The sequence below is a fragment of the Acidovorax soli genome, assembly GCF_900107605.1.
GTDB lineage: Bacteria > Pseudomonadota > Gammaproteobacteria > Burkholderiales > Burkholderiaceae_C > Acidovorax > Acidovorax soli.
The window spans coordinates 38,818-55,578 of sequence record NZ_FNQJ01000024.1 but is presented as its reverse complement, the minus strand read 5'-3'; the positions used below and the strand labels follow the sequence as shown (position 1 = coordinate 55,578).

Sequence of the window (16,761 nt, the reverse complement as noted above, 5' to 3'; positions counted from 1 at the left end):
AGGCCCAAGTGCTGCCCAAACGGTCTCCATCGCGCTGCCTGAACGCGGCTGCCTTCTAGCACTCACAAATTCGAGTTGTTCAGGACATCCCTAGGACTTCCTGCACAGCTCGAATACCGAAGTAGTCGGGGAAGCGGGGGCAATGCAGCCTTTGGCTTGGCTGATCGACATGAAGAGCTTCATGTGGTTGTCGCGCTCAGAGCGCTTTCTGGTGACTGGCTATCGTTATAGCGCCTTAACTTCGCGGTCCGACCGTGGATCTTTGTAGCCCGGCGCCAGGCGTGCGTTGCTTGCGCCGTACAGGACGAGAGGGTCACGCAGGCCCAGTGCGTACTCCATACCTCGCAGCTGATGATCTAAAGAACAGTCCACGGACCAGCGACGCAGCATGTAGCCTGCGTTGGCCGCACGGACGCGAACCCGAAGCACACCATCTTCGGCGAAGGGGTAGTCCATGAGGACAACCTCAGGCCGCGTGTGCTGAGGGTGCGGCACAAGCTCCAGCTCAATGATGCGGCTCCACTGCAGGTCGAACTCAGCAGTCTCCTCGCGTTGCACGAGGCTGTCCTCTAGAACCATCGGTTCCTCTATCCGGGTCAGCACGAAGTCGCGGAACTGCAGATTCCTGCGGTCAAAGGCTCGCACGTGCCAGCGGAGACCGCTGTCTACAAGGGCTACAGGGACAAGCTCACGCTCGGTGCGGCCACTGTCGATGGACGTGTAGCGAAGTCTGACAGCCTTGCCTCGATGGATCGCGCGGGTGATTGGCGCCAGCACCGACGTCTTCGGCAGACTCAACGCAGACGGTACTTCACATCGCAGCATCGGGTGTACCTCGTCACCCAACAGCTCACCTAGACCTTCACCGTAGCCCTGGGTAAGGGCGGTCAACACGCGGTGTGCGCTGTGTTCGAACAGGGGTTCAAAAGCCTGTGTGGGTCGGTAGACCTTGTCGGAGTTGTCCAGCTCAAGGTTTTCCGGCGCCAGTTCTCGATACAGAGCGATATCGCGGGTGGCTCCAGCAGGCCCCGTTCCGAAGCGGTCGACGACGTCAGCCCGTCGCAGCTCTCCAAGGAAGTACAGCTTGAAGTCAATGTGGGACAGCCGTTCGCGCTGTGTCTTTGTGAGGCTCGTCAGTACTTGCGAGCGCTTCTCTGTACGTTTCATGGAATACATGATATCTGGAGGTGCGATATGTGATTGTAAAAAATCACATTTGCACTAATCAAAATGATTAGATACAATAATCATAATCGCGTAGCCGCACTGCGGTCCATTCAACCGGCCACCTCGTCAAGTACATGCACCCCCTGATCGCCATCGGGTTGTTCGCAGGTATCGCGTCTTGGCTTCTCTCGAAAGAAAAGGAGGCCAAGATGCCTGCAGTCCAGCGTGAGTTCGAAAATTTCCACAGCGCCATCTGCTTTGATGAAGACGATGAGAAGGCCAAACTGCGCGAGAAGCGCGACACCCTCGTTAAGGCGCTGAAAGCCAACCTCGGTGATGATGTGCCGACGTTCACGAACTTCAACCAGGGTAGCTACTCCATGCACACGGGCGTGGTGCCGCTGGATGGCAACTTCGACATCGACGTCGGCCTCATCTTCAACTGCGACCAGGACAAGTACCCGGACCCGGTGGTGCTGAAGAAGAAGGTGCGGGACGCCGTCAACACGAACTTCCGCACGGTGCTCATCCGCCGCCCCTGCGTCACCGTGAACTACCTCAGCGGTGGCGAGGTCGCGTATCACGTCGACCTAGCTGTCTACTCTCGTGACGCCAACGGCACGCTGTACTTGGCCAAGGGCAAGGAAAATTCGGCGGAGGAGCACCGTATTTGGGAGATCTCCGATCCCAAGGAGTTGACCAAGCTCGTCTGCGGCGCCTTCAGCGACTCCGATGAACTGGCTCAGTACCGTCGCTGTATCCGCTACCTGAAACGCTGGCGCCAGTGGCAGTTCACCGGCTCGGGTGCTCCGCTGAGCATCGCACTGACGGTGGCGGCCCTGAAGTGGTTCAAGCCGAGCTTCAACACCTCCGGCAAACCCGTAGACCTGCTGGCGATGTTGGACTGGGTCAACGCGATGCTCCACCAGTTCACCTACGAGTACAACCAGACCGACGGCACGCACCAACGGCTGAAGGTCATGCTGCCGGTCGCGCCGTACTCCGACCTGATGGCTAAACGCACGGCTGCGCAGATGAAGACCTTCAAGGAGAAGCTCGAGTCGCTGCGCGACGCTCTCAGCGATGCCTACGACGAGGAACTGCCCGAGGACGCCTGCAAGCTGCTGAAGAAGCAGTTTGGCGACGACTTCAAGGTCCCCGAGAAGGCTCAGACAGCCAAGACAGTCTCGGCTGCAGTCATCAGCACTGGGAACTCAGCTTGACCGAGGCCGCAGTTCAGGTCGACGCCGCGAAGGTCGACGCGGCCTTCGAGGCGGTTGAGGCAGCGTTCGCGCTGCGGGGCGTCCCTGTTGCGCCTCTGCCCAGCGAAGCTCCAAACGTATTGGCCATTGAGCTCACCGGCACGCGCCGGTGGACGGTCTATGTCGACTGCGCGGAGGAGCACTTGCAGCTGCCAAGGGTTACCACAGACCCGCCGACCGCTCTGCTTGCCCATGTCAGCTATAGCGGCTATGTCTGCATCGACGATGAGCAGGGCCTGTCGCTGGACCCAAAGCGTCCCGCTGACATCGTCGCGCACGCTGCGATGAAGGCGTACGACCTGCTGGAAAACTCCGCAGCGGATGCGGCTTCTGGCTACGAGGAGTTTTTCAACGAACTGGAGGGCTACTGGCAGGGCCTTCCAGGGGCGCTTCGCGGGCGGTCGTACTTCGAAGTTGACGGCGCGTCGCGCCTACTCAAGGGGTTCTCCAACTTCGGCCTGAAGAAGCCAACCTGGTACTTCCTGGAGCGAGACGCCAGCATTCCTTGGGAGGTGGAAAGCAAGAAGCTTGAGGCCCACCGCGCCCTTTACGTCCACCTGGACCAGGTGGGCTTGCCGCCCGTGCAGCCGGACAAGTTGACCCCGGCCTTCATCGACGATGTTCTGCAGCGCATGTCGCCGGACCAACTGGCGCTCTGGGACAAGCTGGTCGGACCGTCGAAAAACTCCCCGAAGCGGTTGGCGCTACTGGTGTCAGTGCCGCGCCAGGCTGGCGGGCGCTCCCTGGTGGCAGCCTCATTCACGGCAAGCCGCGGCGCAGTCGACAAGAAGGGGATAGTGACTCCTCTGACCATGCGGCGACACACGCCGACATACATGCGCGAGCGTGGAGGTGCGTCGCTTGACTTGCTCAACAAGCACATCGCTGTGCTCGGCGCGGGGGCCGTGGGGTCGGTGGTCGTGGACACGCTGGCTGCTGCAGGCGTTGGCAAGCTGACGGTCGTCGACCACGATGAATACTCTGAGGACAACGTTTTCCGTCACGTCCTTCAGCCGCTGTACATCGACATGGAGAAGCCGTTGGGCATGAAGTTGGCGCTGGAACGACGCTACCCAGGCTTGAAGATCACCCCAGTGGCCACAACAGGGCAGAAGTGGCTCAAGACGGCTGATCTCAGCCAGTATGACGGCATCGTGCTGGCCTTCGGTTCTCCGTCCATCGAGCGTTCATTTTCGAAGGCGTTCAAGGCCGGTAGTCATGACCTCCCCGTTGTATTTACCTGGCTTGAGGCGCTCGATCTCGGTGGCCACTCGATGCTCATGTGGACTAGGGGCGCGGGGTGCCTCAACTGCGCCTACCGCGACGACGAAGGACAGCCGTCCCTGGCTTCGCGTACCGCCTTCTTGGAACCCAACCAGCCGGTCACGCGCAATCTCACTGGATGCGCGGGTGCATTCGTGCCCTACGGCCCGGTTCAGTCCCGGCGCACCGGCTTGATGGCAGCGGAGCACATCCTGTCGGCAGTAAGTACCGTTGCCGCGGGCGATGCCGAGCGCCGCCCTTCCTACAAGTTCTGGGTGGGCGAAGGCAAGGTCGCCGCCAAGCAGGGGCTGCGCACGACTCCCTGGTTCCAGCTCGCGCGGACCACTTCCGAGGAGGTGGCTACCAAACAGGTATTCGGGCACCCATGCCCGCATTGCCGGGCGCCAAAGGGGCCGGCGCCGTGAAGCTCGTCTATCGCGTAACACCGAAGCAGCGGCTCATCATCGTCGAGCACGCACTCAAGCAGATGCAGGCGTTCGCCCAGCATCGCTCGGACGATCGTGAAGCAGGTGGAGTCCTTCTTGGCCGGCACCTGTTGGACTCGCGCGACGTTGTCATCGATGAGGTGTCGACGCCGCAGAGCAGCGATCGTCGCAGCAGGTACGGGTTCTTCCGTTCTTCCACGCACCAGGCGCTGGCGCGACAGCGATGGCTGGAAGAGAGCAGCACCTCCGCCTACCTTGGGCTCTGGCACACGCATCCCGAGCGCGACCCCACACCGTCGGGAGTTGACCAGCGCGACTGGAAGCAGGCTGTCGCCGGCGACACCTATGAGGGCGACCGCTTGTTTTTCCCCATCGTAGGCACTCACTGCATCCGGATTTGGACGCTGAGCCGCCGAGGCACGTATCGCGAATTGAAGTTGGAGAGCAAGAATGCCAAAACCAAAAGCAACGCCTGATCCGAGCACCTCCACAACTGCTGCTCCCGTGACCAGGTCTGTCGCGCGAGCCTACATTTCCGCGCCGGTCCGGCGAGACCTCTGGATTGCTGCGGCTGGTCGTTGTGAATTCCGCGGCTGCTGCAAGCCTGTAGACCGCGACTTTCTTACTAAGAAGGCCAAGAGCGTAGTCGGCGAATTCGCTCATATCATTGCTGACAGCCCAGCAGGCGCTCGAGGCGTTCCAGGGCTGTCGGAAAAGCTGGCTGCAGACCCCAGCAACCTCATGCTGGCCTGCTTCGACTGCCACTCACGAATAGACCGCCACGGCCAGAGCAACGAATTCACTGCTGAGCAACTTCGAGCCATGAAGCGCGACCACGAGGCTCGCATCGAGTTCATGTACTCGGCCACTGGTGTTGAGGAAAGCATGCCCGTCGTGATGTCGTTCCCTGTCGGCGCCCACGTGCCTGTGATCGACGTGCGCCACATCCAGCACGCGATGCTGACGAACAGCGGCTTTAAACGCTTCCCCACAGCCGGCTCCGTACACATCGACCAGAGCAACTTCTTCTTGCAGGACAACGAACCTGACTTCTGGGGCAACGCCCAGCGCGCTCTTACCCAGCAGTATGAGCAGCGCATCCTGCCCGAGCTCGTTGCAAGGAAAGGAGCCGTGCACCTCACTATCGCCGGCTTCGCTCCTATCCCAATGCTGATGAAGCTGGGGGCGCTGGTGGGCGACAAGACGCCAGCGGCCGTCATGGACCTGCCGAACGAGAAGTGGCTCTGGGACACGCGCGACGCTTGTCCCGAGCCCAGCTACACATTCACGGTACCGCCTGCGCTCCCTCGCGAAATATCGGTCGTCGTCAGCATCTCGGGCAGGGCCCAGCACCCCGCTGGCCGCGACGTCGTGGAGTTCCATGCCGTTGCGCCTGGCCGCGGCATCATCCGCAAGGAGTCCCATGTGCAGCAGTTCCGCACGAGCTTCAACGCCTTCCTGCAGCAGCTGTTTGCCGCCGGCGCTCGGGTCCTGCACCTGCATCCGGCGACGCCGCTGTCAGCGAGCATCGAGATCGGTAGGACCCTGCTGCCCAAGGCGTTCGAAGAGGTTCATATCTGGGAGTGGCAGGCACCTGAGTGGAAGCCGGCGCTGAGGCTTAAGTAGTAACGTGTGCGGGTCGCACGGCCCAGCTCCGCGTCAAGGTCGGGTGAGCACTAGCAAATGCGTTGAATACCCAGGGTGTCAGGAGTCGCCAGAGATGCCTAGCCCCCAGACATCGCCTTGGCGTGAGGCATGCAGAGCGCGGCGCTCAGCGAAATCGTTGAACGGCAGCTATCGGGCGCTGAGCTTGGAAACTCCAAGGACAGCAACCGCTGCATAGCGGCCCGCAGACATCTGGTCGACAGTTTCAGGCTGGTTGCGGACGACCGCCGCCAAGTTTGTGAATGGCCGCAATGTTTATCAACAGTCACTCGCACCTACGGTGTCCAGAGGACGGCAGCGCCGCCCATACAAGTCTCTCACCAGGGCGGAGCCTGCGGGATGTCACATTCAACTTGAGAACCAGAGAAACATGCCATCGACTTGCATACGCCGGCGACCTCTTGCGAATAAGGTATCAATCCAAATCGCCGTCATCTGCAAGGCGCGAACGCACCATCCGCAGTAAGCGTCGCCCCTTTTTGCATGGTTGATCGCAGTCGGTGAGGTAAACAAGCGCTGGGTGCCCGCGCTGCTGATGTGAAACATTGACTTTGTTCGATGAGCCAACACGCGGAACACCCTCTGCTGCGTGCGCCTTTGACTTCGCGAGCACATCAGCCGAAGCACTGGTCCGGTGGCGACAAAAAAGATATCAAGAAAGTTTGTGTTCATTGGAATACCAGCCCGGCGCTCACCGTCTACCCACATGAAGGAACCTGAAGGTCCCTCCGCTGGCCCCACCTCAACGACGCTTTCCAATCTCAGGATCAACCATGTTCAAGACCCTCGTACTTGCCGCCACCGCCTTGACTCTCGCCGCTGGCAGCGTCTCTGCCGCCCCTCTCGACGACGCCCGCACGCACTTTCAGGCCATCGCCTCGGGTGATACGCAGATCGTCATGCGCGCTTACGCCGACCAGGCTCAGCTGAACTGGGTGGGCGGTCCGCTGGATGGTACGTATGCCACCACAGAGAGCATCCGCGCCACCTGGGAGAAGTTTGGCAAAGCGGTTGGCCCCTTGAAACTCACCGTGGGCCAGATCGACGAGTCGGCCAACCCCAAGGGATCCACCGTGTCCGCCAACGTGGTGTTTGAGGGAAAGATGCCCATCAAGGTGCGCTATGTGCTGACCTTCCGCGAAGGCAAGATCGTCAGCGAAACCTGGCAGATCGACCCCAAGCTGGCCGTGGCCGCAGCCTACTGACATGGCAGACAAGTCATCAGCTTGACGAACCGCCAACGACTGCCATGAAACACCCCACCTCCTTGGCCAGCGTGCTTGTTGCAACGGCATCGCTCATGGCTCCGCTTGCGCAGGCGATGACAGCCGGCCCACCGGCCACGCTGGTCGGTGTCGGACTGGTCGATGGAAAGGGCCAGCCGTTCTGCGCCTGTCAGGCTGTTCAAAAGCCTGGTGAGCGCGCCAATGACCACTTCAAGGTCATGTGGCAAATCGTCGTGGAGTGACACCTGGCGATACCTCCAGAGCCCGCTGCGACCCAATTGGACTGCGCCGATGCACGAAGACACCCAATTCCTGGCCTGGCTGCCGCGCCTGCGCCGCTACGCGAGAGCGCTGGCGGGCAACCGCGAGGACGCCGACGATTTGGTGCAGGACACCCTGGAGCGGGCATGGACCAAGGCAGACAGGTGGCGCGGCGTGTCCGACATGCGCGCCTGGCTATTCAGCATGATGCACAACTTGTACGTCGATGGCGTGCGTCGGCCCAAGCTCAGCACCGTGACGATGGACGAAGACACCCCCGAGGTGCCTTTGGCACCCACACAAGGCGATCGGCTGGCGGTGCTCGACCTGCAGGCCGCGCTCGATCTGTTGCCTGTGGAGCAGAAAGAGGTTCTGTTGCTGGTCGCGCTGGAAGACATGGCCTACGCCGATGTGGCACTGACGCTGGGCATTCCCATCGGCACGGTCATGTCGCGCCTGTCGCGTGGCCGCGAGCGCTTGCGCGGGGTGATGGAAGGCCGTTCTGAGCCGGTGCGCTTGAAGGTTGTCAAATGAATCATCGAAGGGCTCGCCATGAACGCTGAACTTCCCCCGTCCACCAACGCGCCGGTCACCGAAGCCGAACTGCAAGCCTTCGTCGACGGCCAACTGCCCCCAGCCCGCAAACTTGACATTGAAAGCTACCTGGCGACCCGGCCCGCAGAGGCGCTGCGGCTTGAGGCCTATCGGGCGCAGAAGCGCGGACTGCATGCCTTGTTCGACCCTGTGCTGAACGAGCCGTTGCCACAACGCCTGCGGGCGTCTGCCCGACCTCGCATCGCCTCTCAAACCCCTTGGTACCTGCAACGCCTGGTCGCCGGGCTGGCCATTGCGGTCGTCAGTGGCGCGGCGGGGTGGGGACTGCGCGGCGGTTTGCCGACGTCTGGCACAGGCGACTCAGCGCAGCTGGCTGCGGTGACGGCGACGCCAGGTGCAGTCACGCGGGCGTCGACCAACGAATTCACGCAACGTGCCGCGGTGGCCCACGCGGTGTACAGCCCAGATGCCCGGCGCGCGGTCGAGATCGACGCAGCGAACGAGGACCAATTGGTGGCCTGGTTGTCCAAACGCATGGGCGCACCGATGAAGCCACCCCATTTGCAGGCCCAGGGCTACACGTTGGAGGGTGGGCGCTTGTTGCCGGGCGGGCAGGGGCCGGTGGCGCAGTTCATGTACCGCAACGAGGGGGGCAACAAGCTCACGCTGTATGTGTCCAACGACGTCGGTGACATTGGAAGTGCCGGTGGATGGAGCCCGGCGGTAAGAGCTGAACCAACCAATGACACCGCCGCCTTCCGTTTTGCTCAAGAGGGCGCAATCAACGTCTTCTACTGGGTCGACGGACCGTTTGGCTACGCGCTGTCATCCGATGCCGACCGCAGTGTGTTGGCCCGGGTGTCGACCGAGGTGTACCGGCAGTTAGGCGTCTCTCGCTGAGGGGCCCTGAGGCCAGCCCGGTGCTGCCGTTGTTTGCTTGCGGCATGGAATCAAACGCGGCGCAGCGCGCTCTTGATCGTTTAGGCGCTGTTACACCACCTTCGTTTTCTTCAAGGTACTGCCCACGCAAGGGCAAACCGTCTTGTTTTCTGTCTTGCTCTTCTGCAACCCATCAACTCAAAGGCATCCATGAGTACCCAACGCCGCGACATCCTCAAGTTTTCCCTGGCAGCGGCCACCGCCGCAGCGTTGCCCGCCGGCCCGAGCCTGGCCCAGGCCCAGACCCCGACGCCCGCACCAACACCAGCAACAACGCTGGCGCCCGGCACAGCGGGCAGCAACATCGACCCGCGTGACCGCGTCTTCATCACCAACGAAGACTCCAACACCTTGGTGGTCATCGACCCCAAGACCAACACCGTCGAGTCGACGATCAACCTGACCAGCTTTGACGAAGACCCTCGTCCCCCGTTTCGCTTTGTGACGGCCGGCGTGGCGCCAACGCACGCGGCGATGGTCCACAAGCCGCTGTACCACGGCTGTATCGATGCGCACGGCGCGGTGCCGTCGCCCGATGGCCGGTTGCTGGCCACCAGCGGGCGCGGCTCCAGCAACATTTATCTGATCGACGCCGAGCAGCGCCGCGTCATCGGCAACACACCCAACCCTGCGTCTGGGCCCACCACCAACCCCGAGCGCCTGAGTAGTGGCCTGCTGCTGGGCCGCGAACCGCACGAGCCCACTTTCACGCGCAACGGCCGCGAGCTGTGGGTCACGCTGCGCGGTGAAGACCGCATTGCCATCGTCGGCGTCGATCGTGCCGTTCGCCAGCTCAAGGGGGCCGACAGCCCGGGCTCCAGCGCGGTTCGCCAATACCTGCCCACGCTGAGCGGCCCGGCGCAGGTGTGGTTCAACCGTGAGGGTACGTTGGCCTTTGTGGCCAGCCAGAAGGTGTCGAAGATCGACGTGTTCCGCGTCAACCCCGGCGCGGATGGCCACAGCCAACCGCAGCGGCTGACCACGCTGGACATCAGCGCACAGGACAAACCCGGCTTCACGCCCTTCATGAAGACCACACCCGACGGTGCCGAGGTGTGGTTCTCGCACAAGCTGGCTGATGCGGTGTCTTGCCGCTCGACGCAGGGTGGCTTCGACCTGATCGACACCGTGCCACTCGGCATGGGCGCTCGGCCCAACCACGTTGAGTTCGTGCGCAATGCGCGCGGCAGCGTGGTCTATGCCAGCCTGGCGCGCATCGACGATGGTGGCCCCGGCGGCGTGGCGTCGAGCCCGATCGCCATCATCGACCGCAGCGCTCCGGGCGGACAGCGCAAGGTGGTGGGCACCTTCTCCAGCCGTGGCCGCGAGTCGCACGGGTTGTGGACCAACCCCGAGAACACGCTGCTGTATGTGGCCCACGAACAGGACGAGCTGCCCGGCACGCCCAACGCGGGCCAGACCGTGTGCAGTGCATTTGATGTGAGCGACCCGCTGCGCCCGACCTTCATTGCGCAGATCCCCCTGGGCAATCTGACGCTGCCCTCTGGCGCGCTGCGCAACAAAAAGAGCATCAACCTCGTCTACGTGCGTGTGGGCGAGAAGGGCCAGACGGCATGAGCGGCGCGCACACCAGCCACGGCGCCAGCGCCGCGCACACCAGCGCATTCCAGCGGGATATGGACGAATCGATGGCCCGCATGATGCAGGCCATGCACAGCCCGGGCTACGCAGGCCAGGCCGACCAGGACTTTCTGGCGATGATGATTCCGCACCACGCCGGCGCTGTGGACATGGCGCGGCTGGTGTTGCAGCATGGGCGCGATCCTGTCACCCGGCAGTTGGCCGAGGAAATCATTGCCGGGCAGACGGTGGAGATCCAGAGCATGCAACGCCGACTGCACACCCTGCAGCAGCGCACAGCCAAAGGTGCGGAAGCGGAATTTCCGTCGCTGGGTGGGACGCGGGGGCCTTGATCGACAGCCCTAGGGAAAGTACCGATGAGCGCCACGGAATGAACCAAGCCACGCAGCGCTCTTGATCACCATGCTGTTCCAGTCTGCCGAGTCCCGCTATAACCAATGGGTGCGTGAGCACTACCGTTTTTTGCTGCGCAGTGCGTGGGCGCTCACTGGTTCGCGCGCCATTGCCGAAGACGTGGTGCAAGACTGTTTTGCCAACGCCTGGAAGCACCGGGAGCAACTGCGCGACGCTGCGCTGGCACGGGCTTGGCTCTTTCAGATCATGCGCCGCGCCGCCTTTCGCCAGGCCGCACCCAGCATGCAGTCGCTGGACGATGAAGAGCAGCCCGAGCAAGCGGCGCCCGACGCGGGGCTGGACGACAAACTCGATGTCGTCAAGGCGCTCGCGCGCCTGGCGCCCATCCACCGCGAGGTGCTGGTGCTGTTTTATTTCGACGACATGCCCACCGCCCAGATGGCCGAGGCGCTGGAGATCGCGCCCGGCACGGTGTTGTCGCGCCTAGCCCGTGCGCGCGACGCTTTGAAGCTGGCCATGGGGGTACCTGCGACACCCAAGGCCGATGTCAACGTTACCCCGTTTCGCAGGACCAAGACATGAGCCCCGATACCGACGCGCCTTTCCTGCCCGACAGCGAATTCGATTTGCGCGCGCGCGCCGAGTTGGCGATCGCCTTCGAGGCCAGCGACGCACCGGCACACCTGTACCGAAAGCCGCAGCCGCTGCTGGCGCGACGCGGCTTGCAGCGTTTTCTGGCTGCGCTTTTGCTGGCCGGTGGCACCAGCGGCGGGGTGCTAGCCGTGCGACCGCCAGCGATGGTGCGCGACGCGATCGACCACGAATACCACGAGCGCAGCTTGCGGGGCAGTTTCATGGAGCAGCGCCAGTTGCTCATGCACCTGGGCATGCGGGACGCCAACGTGGTGCCCGGGTTTCCCCAACTCATGCGGCCATGCGATATCGAAGGTCACCTCGCTTACCACCTCACCACGTTCTTCGAGAAGGGCGGCATGGTGACGGTGTATGCCTTTGACCAGCCTGTGGACCTGCGCGAGGCCAGCGGCTGGTGGAGCAACGTGCACTGGAAGGTGATCCGCTCGCGCGAGGGCAAGCCCTTGTTGCTGGTGGCCCAGAAAAAGAAGGCACTGGCGGTCGCGCAGACGGCACTGCAGGCACCTCCCGTGTCCGGGCCAGGCTGAGGCACCGCGTCCCTGTCAACGAATCAACCGCGCACCCCTTTCACCCCAACCGGCGCACGACGCCCAACCACCGGAGACCCCAGAAATGAACCAACAACCCACCTCGCTCCCCCGGCGCCACCTGCTGGCCGGCAGCGGCGCTGCTTTGGCTGCCGTTGGTCTGGCCAGCTTTGGCCGCACCGCAGCCGCTGCTGGTGAGGCCGCGCCCGTCGCCGTGGCCGGTGCTGCCAAGCCTCTGCCAGCGTACGTGGGCTGGAAGGACCCGGCCAGCCTGATCGTGCACAGCAGCACCACCATTGAGACCAAGCGCAGTGTGTTCGGCACCAGCGTAATCACGCCGTCCGAGCAGCTCTACATCCGCAACAACCTGCCCGCGCCCGACGCCTCGATCCTGGGCAACCGCGATGCCTGGGAGATCAACATCGAGGGGGTGAAGAACCCGCGCAAACTCACGCTGGGCGACCTCAAGCGCATGGGCATCGAGACCACGGCAATGGTGTTGCAATGCTCTGGCAACGGACGCGGCTACTTCCCCAACAAGCCCAGTGGAACGCCTTGGCAAGTGGGCGCAGCAGGCTGTGTGGTGTGGAGCGGTGTGCCGGTGCGCTGGGTGGTGGATGCCCTGGGCGGCGTGGAGGCCGGCATGGCCTACCTCACCGGCACAGGCGGCGAAAAACTCCCCGATGGACTGGACCCCAAGAGCGTGATCGTGGAACGCTCGGTGCCTGCTGCCGCACTCGCCGATGCCCTGCTGGCCTGGGAAATGAACGGTGTGCCGATTTCGCTGGCCCACGGCGGCCCACTGCGCTTGATCGTGCCGGGTTACACGGGCGTGAACAACATCAAGTACGTCAAACGCCTGGCCTTCACCGCTCAGGAGACCGACGCACGCATCATGTCGCACGGCTACCGCATTTCACCGCCCGGCGCGAAGGGCGACCCGTCGCAGCCATCGGTGCAGGAAATGACGGTGAAGTCGTGGATCAACGGTCCCGGCACGGACGGCGCCCCGCTTAAAGCGGGTGACACACAGATCCATGGCGTGGCGTTTGGCGGCATGAACGCGGTGGCCAAGGTCGAGGTTTCTCTGGACGGCGGAAAAACCTGGCAGCTCGCGCGCATGGTGGGGCCCGACCTCGGCCGCTTTGCGTGGCGGCAGTTTGTTTTTGCGGCACGCCTGCCGGCGGGCCAGTTCACCCTGGCGAGCCGAGCCACCGACACCGCAGGCAACGTGCAGCCCGAACAACGCATGGAAAACGCGGGCGGCTACAACAACACCAGCTGGGCCGACCACGCCGTGAAAGTGAGCGTGGCATGAAGCGCACAATCCAAAAACACGCGTTGGTCGCTGCCCTGTTGTCGTTGGCATTCACAGTGCTGCCCGTGCACGCCGCCGACGATGCCGCGCAACTTCAACAAGGCAAGGTGTTGTTCGGCCAAGGCGCGGTGCCTGCCTGCGCCCTGTGCCATGCGCTCAAGGACGCGGGAGCCGAAGGCGCCGTGGGCCCCAGCCTGGACGAGCTCAAGCCCGATGCCAAGCGCGTGGCCACCGCGCTGCGCAATGGCATTGGGCAGATGCCGTCCTACAACGGCAAACTCAGTGATGCGCAAATTGCCGCCCTGGCGGCCTACGTGGCCAAGGCTTCGGGTGGATCAAAGTGATGGCTGGTTGGCCACAGCGCTGTTGCGCCAACTGACAAAAAGGACGGGATCACCTGCAAACAGCGATCCCGACTGAGTGGCTGACCCAGGGCGGGTCAGCCACTCACCATCACTTGCCTGGTTTGATGTCGGGGACCACCATCCAGCCAGCCCCCATCATCACAACCGCCGGGAACTTCTCGCCGGCCTAAGTCTTGCCCAGCATGGCCTTGTGCTCGCGGTAAACCATCAACGCTGGCGACACGCCCAGGTGATTGATCGCACCATGCTTGATGCTGCTGCAGTCTTGCTCGTCGAGCTTGCAGATCTCTGCACGCTGTTGTCAACTCTCTAGCAATGTCAACTGCGCGCCTGGTTGCGGTCAGTCGGTCTCGAGCATCGACTGACCGCTTGCACTGCAAGCGGAAATTGCGACGCGGCAAACGTATGCAAATCGAGAGCGCGCGGGCCCGAAGTGCTCCAGACCCCCTTGCGGGCCGCCGTTATCGCTCGCTTCGATTGATTTCAAGCGATGGCCTCAGGTCGGCGGCCGAGTTCAACCCGCCCCAGGCGAGCGTCCACCATTTTGGGAAGGAATCGCAGCGTCGATCGACGGAGAAGAGTGCGGGCGCACCCTCGACGATCGAAACCCATCAAGCTGGGGAGAAAAGTCGCAGTGATGGCCATCCGTTCCGCCAATGTATCGCCGGCATCCTCCTTGGCATCAAGCAGCACCACGCTTCGCTCGGGGATTTGCGGGTTTCTGTCCCGGACCGGGTCTGGTGGCGCTCGGAATGGGGGAAGGCAAGGCGCTTGTCTTCACCGCCGCCATGCTCACCGGAATGATCGTCTTCGAAGGCATTGAGCGTCGCAAGTCGCTGCGTGCAGAACCCGCGATCTGACACAGGCTCAGGGATTCGGCTCCTGCGCCATCGGCGATTCGATCGGATTGCCATAAAGCGGTCGGGCGCCGAATTGTGTGCTGATGGCGTAGGCCACGCCGCAGGCCAGCATCACTGGAACGGTGAGCTGGAATTGATTTGTCATCTCCAGCACCATCACGATCGCCATCAGCGGCGCATGGGTGACTGCGGCCAGCACCGCCGCCATGCCGACCACCGCGAGCAGACGCGGATCGCCCACCCACGCCGTCGGCAACCAGAGCGCTGCCACTTGGGCCAAGACACTTCCAGCGGTCGCCCCGACGAAAAGCGATGGCGTGAACACACCGCCGATCGCGCCGCTGCCCGAACTCAGCGTCGTCGCCACCACTTTTGCGAGCAGCACCCACGCGAGCCATTGCCAGGCGTGGTCACCGTGAAGCACCTGCGACACCACGCTGTAGCCATTGCCCCAGACCTGCGGCACCCAGGCCGACAACAGCCCCACGAGCAAGCCCCCGAGTCCGAGGCGCAGGACTGGCGTACGGATACGCGCTAACCAGCTTCGCCCTGATTCGAGCAGCGCCAGCAACCCCCAGCCCAACCCGCCGAACAGCACGCCGGCGAGCAATGCGATGCCGAGGCTCGTCGGTGCCATGACGACAGGCGGAACGTCGTAGAGCGGTTTGGGTTCGACCAGCCAGTAGATCAGTGAACTGGCCGTGGCCGACGCGATCAGCACCGGAGCGACCGTGTGGCGCGCGAGGAAACCGAGCGCCAGTTCCAGAACGAAGACGACGCCGGCGATGGGTGCGTGATAGGCCGAGCCGATGCCTGCGGCGATGCCGCATACCAGCAGCGTGTTGCGTTGCTCCGGCGCCGTCGCGACGAGTCGTGCCAGCCGCGCGCTGACCCAGGCAGCCAGTTGGACCATCGGCCCTTCGCGTCCGATGGAAGCGCCCGTGCCGACGGAAAAGAGCGCAGACACGGTGCGTGTCAACGTTGTTCGATCGTTCAGGTCGACTCTTCCTGCGCGCGCGGCGTCGATGTAGTCGAGGTTAGCCGCGCCGCCTGGCCCCCGCCTGGCCCAGGCCGTTCCGCCTTGCAGGACCAGCCCTGCGAGCAAGCCGCCCGCGGTGCAGACCAGCGCGCGGTGCCAGGGCGACAACGACAACGCGGCTTCGACCAGTCCGCCGCGATGCCCGGTCGCTAGTTCTTCGACCCATTGCGTTAACCACCGGAAGCCCACGACGGCAGCCGCAGCGATCGCGCCCGTCACGGCCGCCCACCACCAGACGCGCAGCGTCTCGGCGGCCGGCCCCATGGCCCACAACCGGGCACGGCTGCGTTTCGCTGGCCCTAATTCGTCGGGTTTTTTGTTGGCAGCCACGGGGATTCCATTTCAAGACGCTCGCAGTGCGCCACGAAGCGTTGCAGGTTGCCCGAAAGGCGCTTTTTCTGATGGTGCACCAGGTAGAAGCGGCGAGTTAGGCGAGGCAACGTGGTTCGCAGAACGACCAGTCTGCCGAGCGTGACCAGGTCCTGCACCGCGCACAGCGAGAGACAAGCCAGGCCGAGGCCTTCGGCCGCCGCCTGCTTGATGGCCTCTGTGCTGCCCGGTTGCATGTCGCCGTCCAAGTGATGCAGATGCGGAAGCAACACATGCTCCACCGCCTCCCGCGTGCCGGAGCCCGGCTCGCGAAGCAACCAACTCGCCTGACGCAAAGCCTTCAACGAGACGCGCGCCTGCGCACCGGGCTGCACCAGCGCATGCGTCGGCGCCGCCACGATGACCAGTTCGTCCTGCAACCACGGTGAGACACGTAGCTCCGTTTCGTGGCACGGCCCCTCGATCAGGCCGATGTCCACCTCCAGTCGGGTTACAGCGGCGGCAACCTCGCGCGTGTTGCCGATGACGACGTCCACCGCGGCACCGGGCCATGCTTTGCGGTAGCCGGCGATCAGCGCCGGCAGCACGTAATTGCCGATCGTCGTACTGGCACCAACGCGAAGGCGCGTGACCAGGGGCGCGGTTGCAGTTCCCGTGCTGCCGAGCCCGAACCGGCTCTCGATCTCCTGCGCGCCGTCGAGCAAGGCCCTTGCCTGCGGAAGCAATGCACGACCGTTGTCGTTCAGAAGCAAGCGCTTGCCGATGCGGTCGAACAGTCGGGCGCCGAGCAGGCTTTCCAGCTCGTTCAGCGCACCGCTGGTCGCCGACTGGGACAGCGAGACCCGCTCTCCGGCGGCGGTGGTGGTGCCGGTGTCGGCCACGGCCGTGAAGATCAGGAGTTGCCGCAAGGTCAGACGCATTCAAACGC

The 16,761-nt window shown here is 63.5% G+C and carries 18 protein-coding genes; 15 read left to right on the top strand and 3 right to left on the bottom strand.

The window, feature by feature from the left end:
* Nucleotides 1-225 precede the first annotated feature (225 nt).
* Entirely contained in the window at nucleotides 226-1,167 is a 942-nt protein-coding gene (locus BLW02_RS14565) for a WYL domain-containing protein (RefSeq protein WP_092699720.1), read from the bottom strand.
* A 134-nt stretch (nucleotides 1,168-1,301) separates the two neighbouring features.
* Between BLW02_RS14565 and BLW02_RS14560 the strand changes: the two genes are divergently transcribed.
* The 15 genes from BLW02_RS14560 to BLW02_RS14490 all read left to right on the top strand — a co-directional run bounded on the left by BLW02_RS14560 (nucleotide 1,302) and on the right by BLW02_RS14490 (nucleotide 14,464).
* Nucleotides 1,302-2,390 (top strand): nucleotidyltransferase domain-containing protein, encoded by a 1,089-nt coding sequence (locus BLW02_RS14560; RefSeq protein ID WP_092699710.1) that lies wholly within the window; start codon nucleotides 1,302-1,304, stop codon nucleotides 2,388-2,390.
* Nucleotides 2,387-4,117 carry a ThiF family adenylyltransferase gene (locus BLW02_RS14555; RefSeq protein ID WP_092699708.1) on the top strand — a complete coding sequence of 577 codons (1,731 nt, stop codon included), beginning with the start codon at nucleotides 2,387-2,389 and terminating at the stop codon, nucleotides 4,115-4,117. Before BLW02_RS14560 ends, BLW02_RS14555 begins: the two co-directional genes overlap by 4 nt.
* A complete protein-coding gene (locus BLW02_RS19950; RefSeq protein WP_159433792.1) occupies nucleotides 4,114-4,614 on the top strand; it encodes a Mov34/MPN/PAD-1 family protein in 501 nt (166 codons plus the stop codon). The genes BLW02_RS14555 and BLW02_RS19950 overlap by 4 nt, the downstream gene beginning before the upstream one ends.
* Nucleotides 4,589-5,764: an SAVED domain-containing protein gene (locus BLW02_RS14545; protein ID WP_139285388.1), complete on the top strand. Its 1,176-nt coding sequence runs from the start codon at nucleotides 4,589-4,591 to the stop codon at nucleotides 5,762-5,764. The genes BLW02_RS19950 and BLW02_RS14545 overlap by 26 nt, the downstream gene beginning before the upstream one ends.
* A gap of 812 nt (nucleotides 5,765-6,576) precedes the next feature.
* Nucleotides 6,577-7,008 (top strand): nuclear transport factor 2 family protein, encoded by a 432-nt coding sequence (locus BLW02_RS14540; protein ID WP_060986573.1) that lies wholly within the window; start codon nucleotides 6,577-6,579, stop codon nucleotides 7,006-7,008.
* Nucleotides 7,009-7,052: 44 nt separating this feature from the next.
* On the top strand, nucleotides 7,053-7,271 hold the full coding sequence (locus tag BLW02_RS14535) for a hypothetical protein (protein ID WP_060986574.1): 219 nt from the start codon (nucleotides 7,053-7,055) through the stop codon (nucleotides 7,269-7,271).
* 49 nt (nucleotides 7,272-7,320) lie between these two features.
* Nucleotides 7,321-7,824 (top strand): RNA polymerase sigma factor, encoded by a 504-nt coding sequence (locus tag BLW02_RS14530; RefSeq protein WP_060986575.1) that lies wholly within the window; start codon nucleotides 7,321-7,323, stop codon nucleotides 7,822-7,824.
* 18 nt (nucleotides 7,825-7,842) lie between these two features.
* Entirely contained in the window at nucleotides 7,843-8,745 is a 903-nt protein-coding gene (locus tag BLW02_RS14525) for an anti-sigma factor family protein (protein WP_066785942.1), read from the top strand.
* 189 nt (nucleotides 8,746-8,934) lie between these two features.
* Entirely contained in the window at nucleotides 8,935-10,362 is a 1,428-nt protein-coding gene (locus BLW02_RS14520) for a YncE family protein (RefSeq protein WP_092699702.1), read from the top strand.
* Nucleotides 10,359-10,718, top strand: coding sequence for a DUF305 domain-containing protein (locus tag BLW02_RS14515; protein ID WP_008904210.1), 360 nt, complete (start codon nucleotides 10,359-10,361; stop codon nucleotides 10,716-10,718). Before BLW02_RS14520 ends, BLW02_RS14515 begins: the two co-directional genes overlap by 4 nt.
* A gap of 70 nt (nucleotides 10,719-10,788) precedes the next feature.
* Nucleotides 10,789-11,322, top strand: coding sequence for an RNA polymerase sigma factor (locus BLW02_RS14510; RefSeq protein ID WP_050813810.1), 534 nt, complete (start codon nucleotides 10,789-10,791; stop codon nucleotides 11,320-11,322).
* The gene (locus BLW02_RS14505; RefSeq protein WP_008904212.1) at nucleotides 11,319-11,921 is read left to right on the top strand and encodes a hypothetical protein; all 603 of its coding nucleotides are present in this window, start codon (nucleotides 11,319-11,321) and stop codon (nucleotides 11,919-11,921) included. Before BLW02_RS14510 ends, BLW02_RS14505 begins: the two co-directional genes overlap by 4 nt.
* Nucleotides 11,922-12,006: 85 nt before the next feature.
* Entirely contained in the window at nucleotides 12,007-13,239 is a 1,233-nt protein-coding gene (gene sorT / locus BLW02_RS14500) for a SorT family sulfite dehydrogenase catalytic subunit (protein WP_060987298.1), read from the top strand.
* Nucleotides 13,236-13,583, top strand: a complete 348-nt coding sequence (sorU, locus tag BLW02_RS14495) for a SorU family sulfite dehydrogenase c-type cytochrome subunit (RefSeq protein WP_082753531.1) — start codon at nucleotides 13,236-13,238, stop codon at nucleotides 13,581-13,583. The genes sorT and sorU overlap by 4 nt, the downstream gene beginning before the upstream one ends.
* A gap of 677 nt (nucleotides 13,584-14,260) precedes the next feature.
* Nucleotides 14,261-14,464 (top strand): DUF6691 family protein, encoded by a 204-nt coding sequence (locus BLW02_RS14490; RefSeq protein ID WP_425285664.1) that lies wholly within the window; start codon nucleotides 14,261-14,263, stop codon nucleotides 14,462-14,464.
* 7 nt (nucleotides 14,465-14,471) lie between these two features.
* Here BLW02_RS14490 and BLW02_RS14485 read toward each other — a convergent pair whose 3' ends face one another.
* Nucleotides 14,472-15,833: a chloride channel protein gene (locus tag BLW02_RS14485; protein ID WP_244273709.1), complete on the bottom strand. Its 1,362-nt coding sequence runs from the start codon at nucleotides 15,831-15,833 to the stop codon at nucleotides 14,472-14,474.
* Entirely contained in the window at nucleotides 15,803-16,753 is a 951-nt protein-coding gene (locus BLW02_RS14480; RefSeq protein ID WP_092699700.1) for a LysR family transcriptional regulator, read from the bottom strand. Before BLW02_RS14480 ends, BLW02_RS14485 begins: the two co-directional genes overlap by 31 nt.
* Nucleotides 16,754-16,761: the final 8 nt, after the last annotated feature.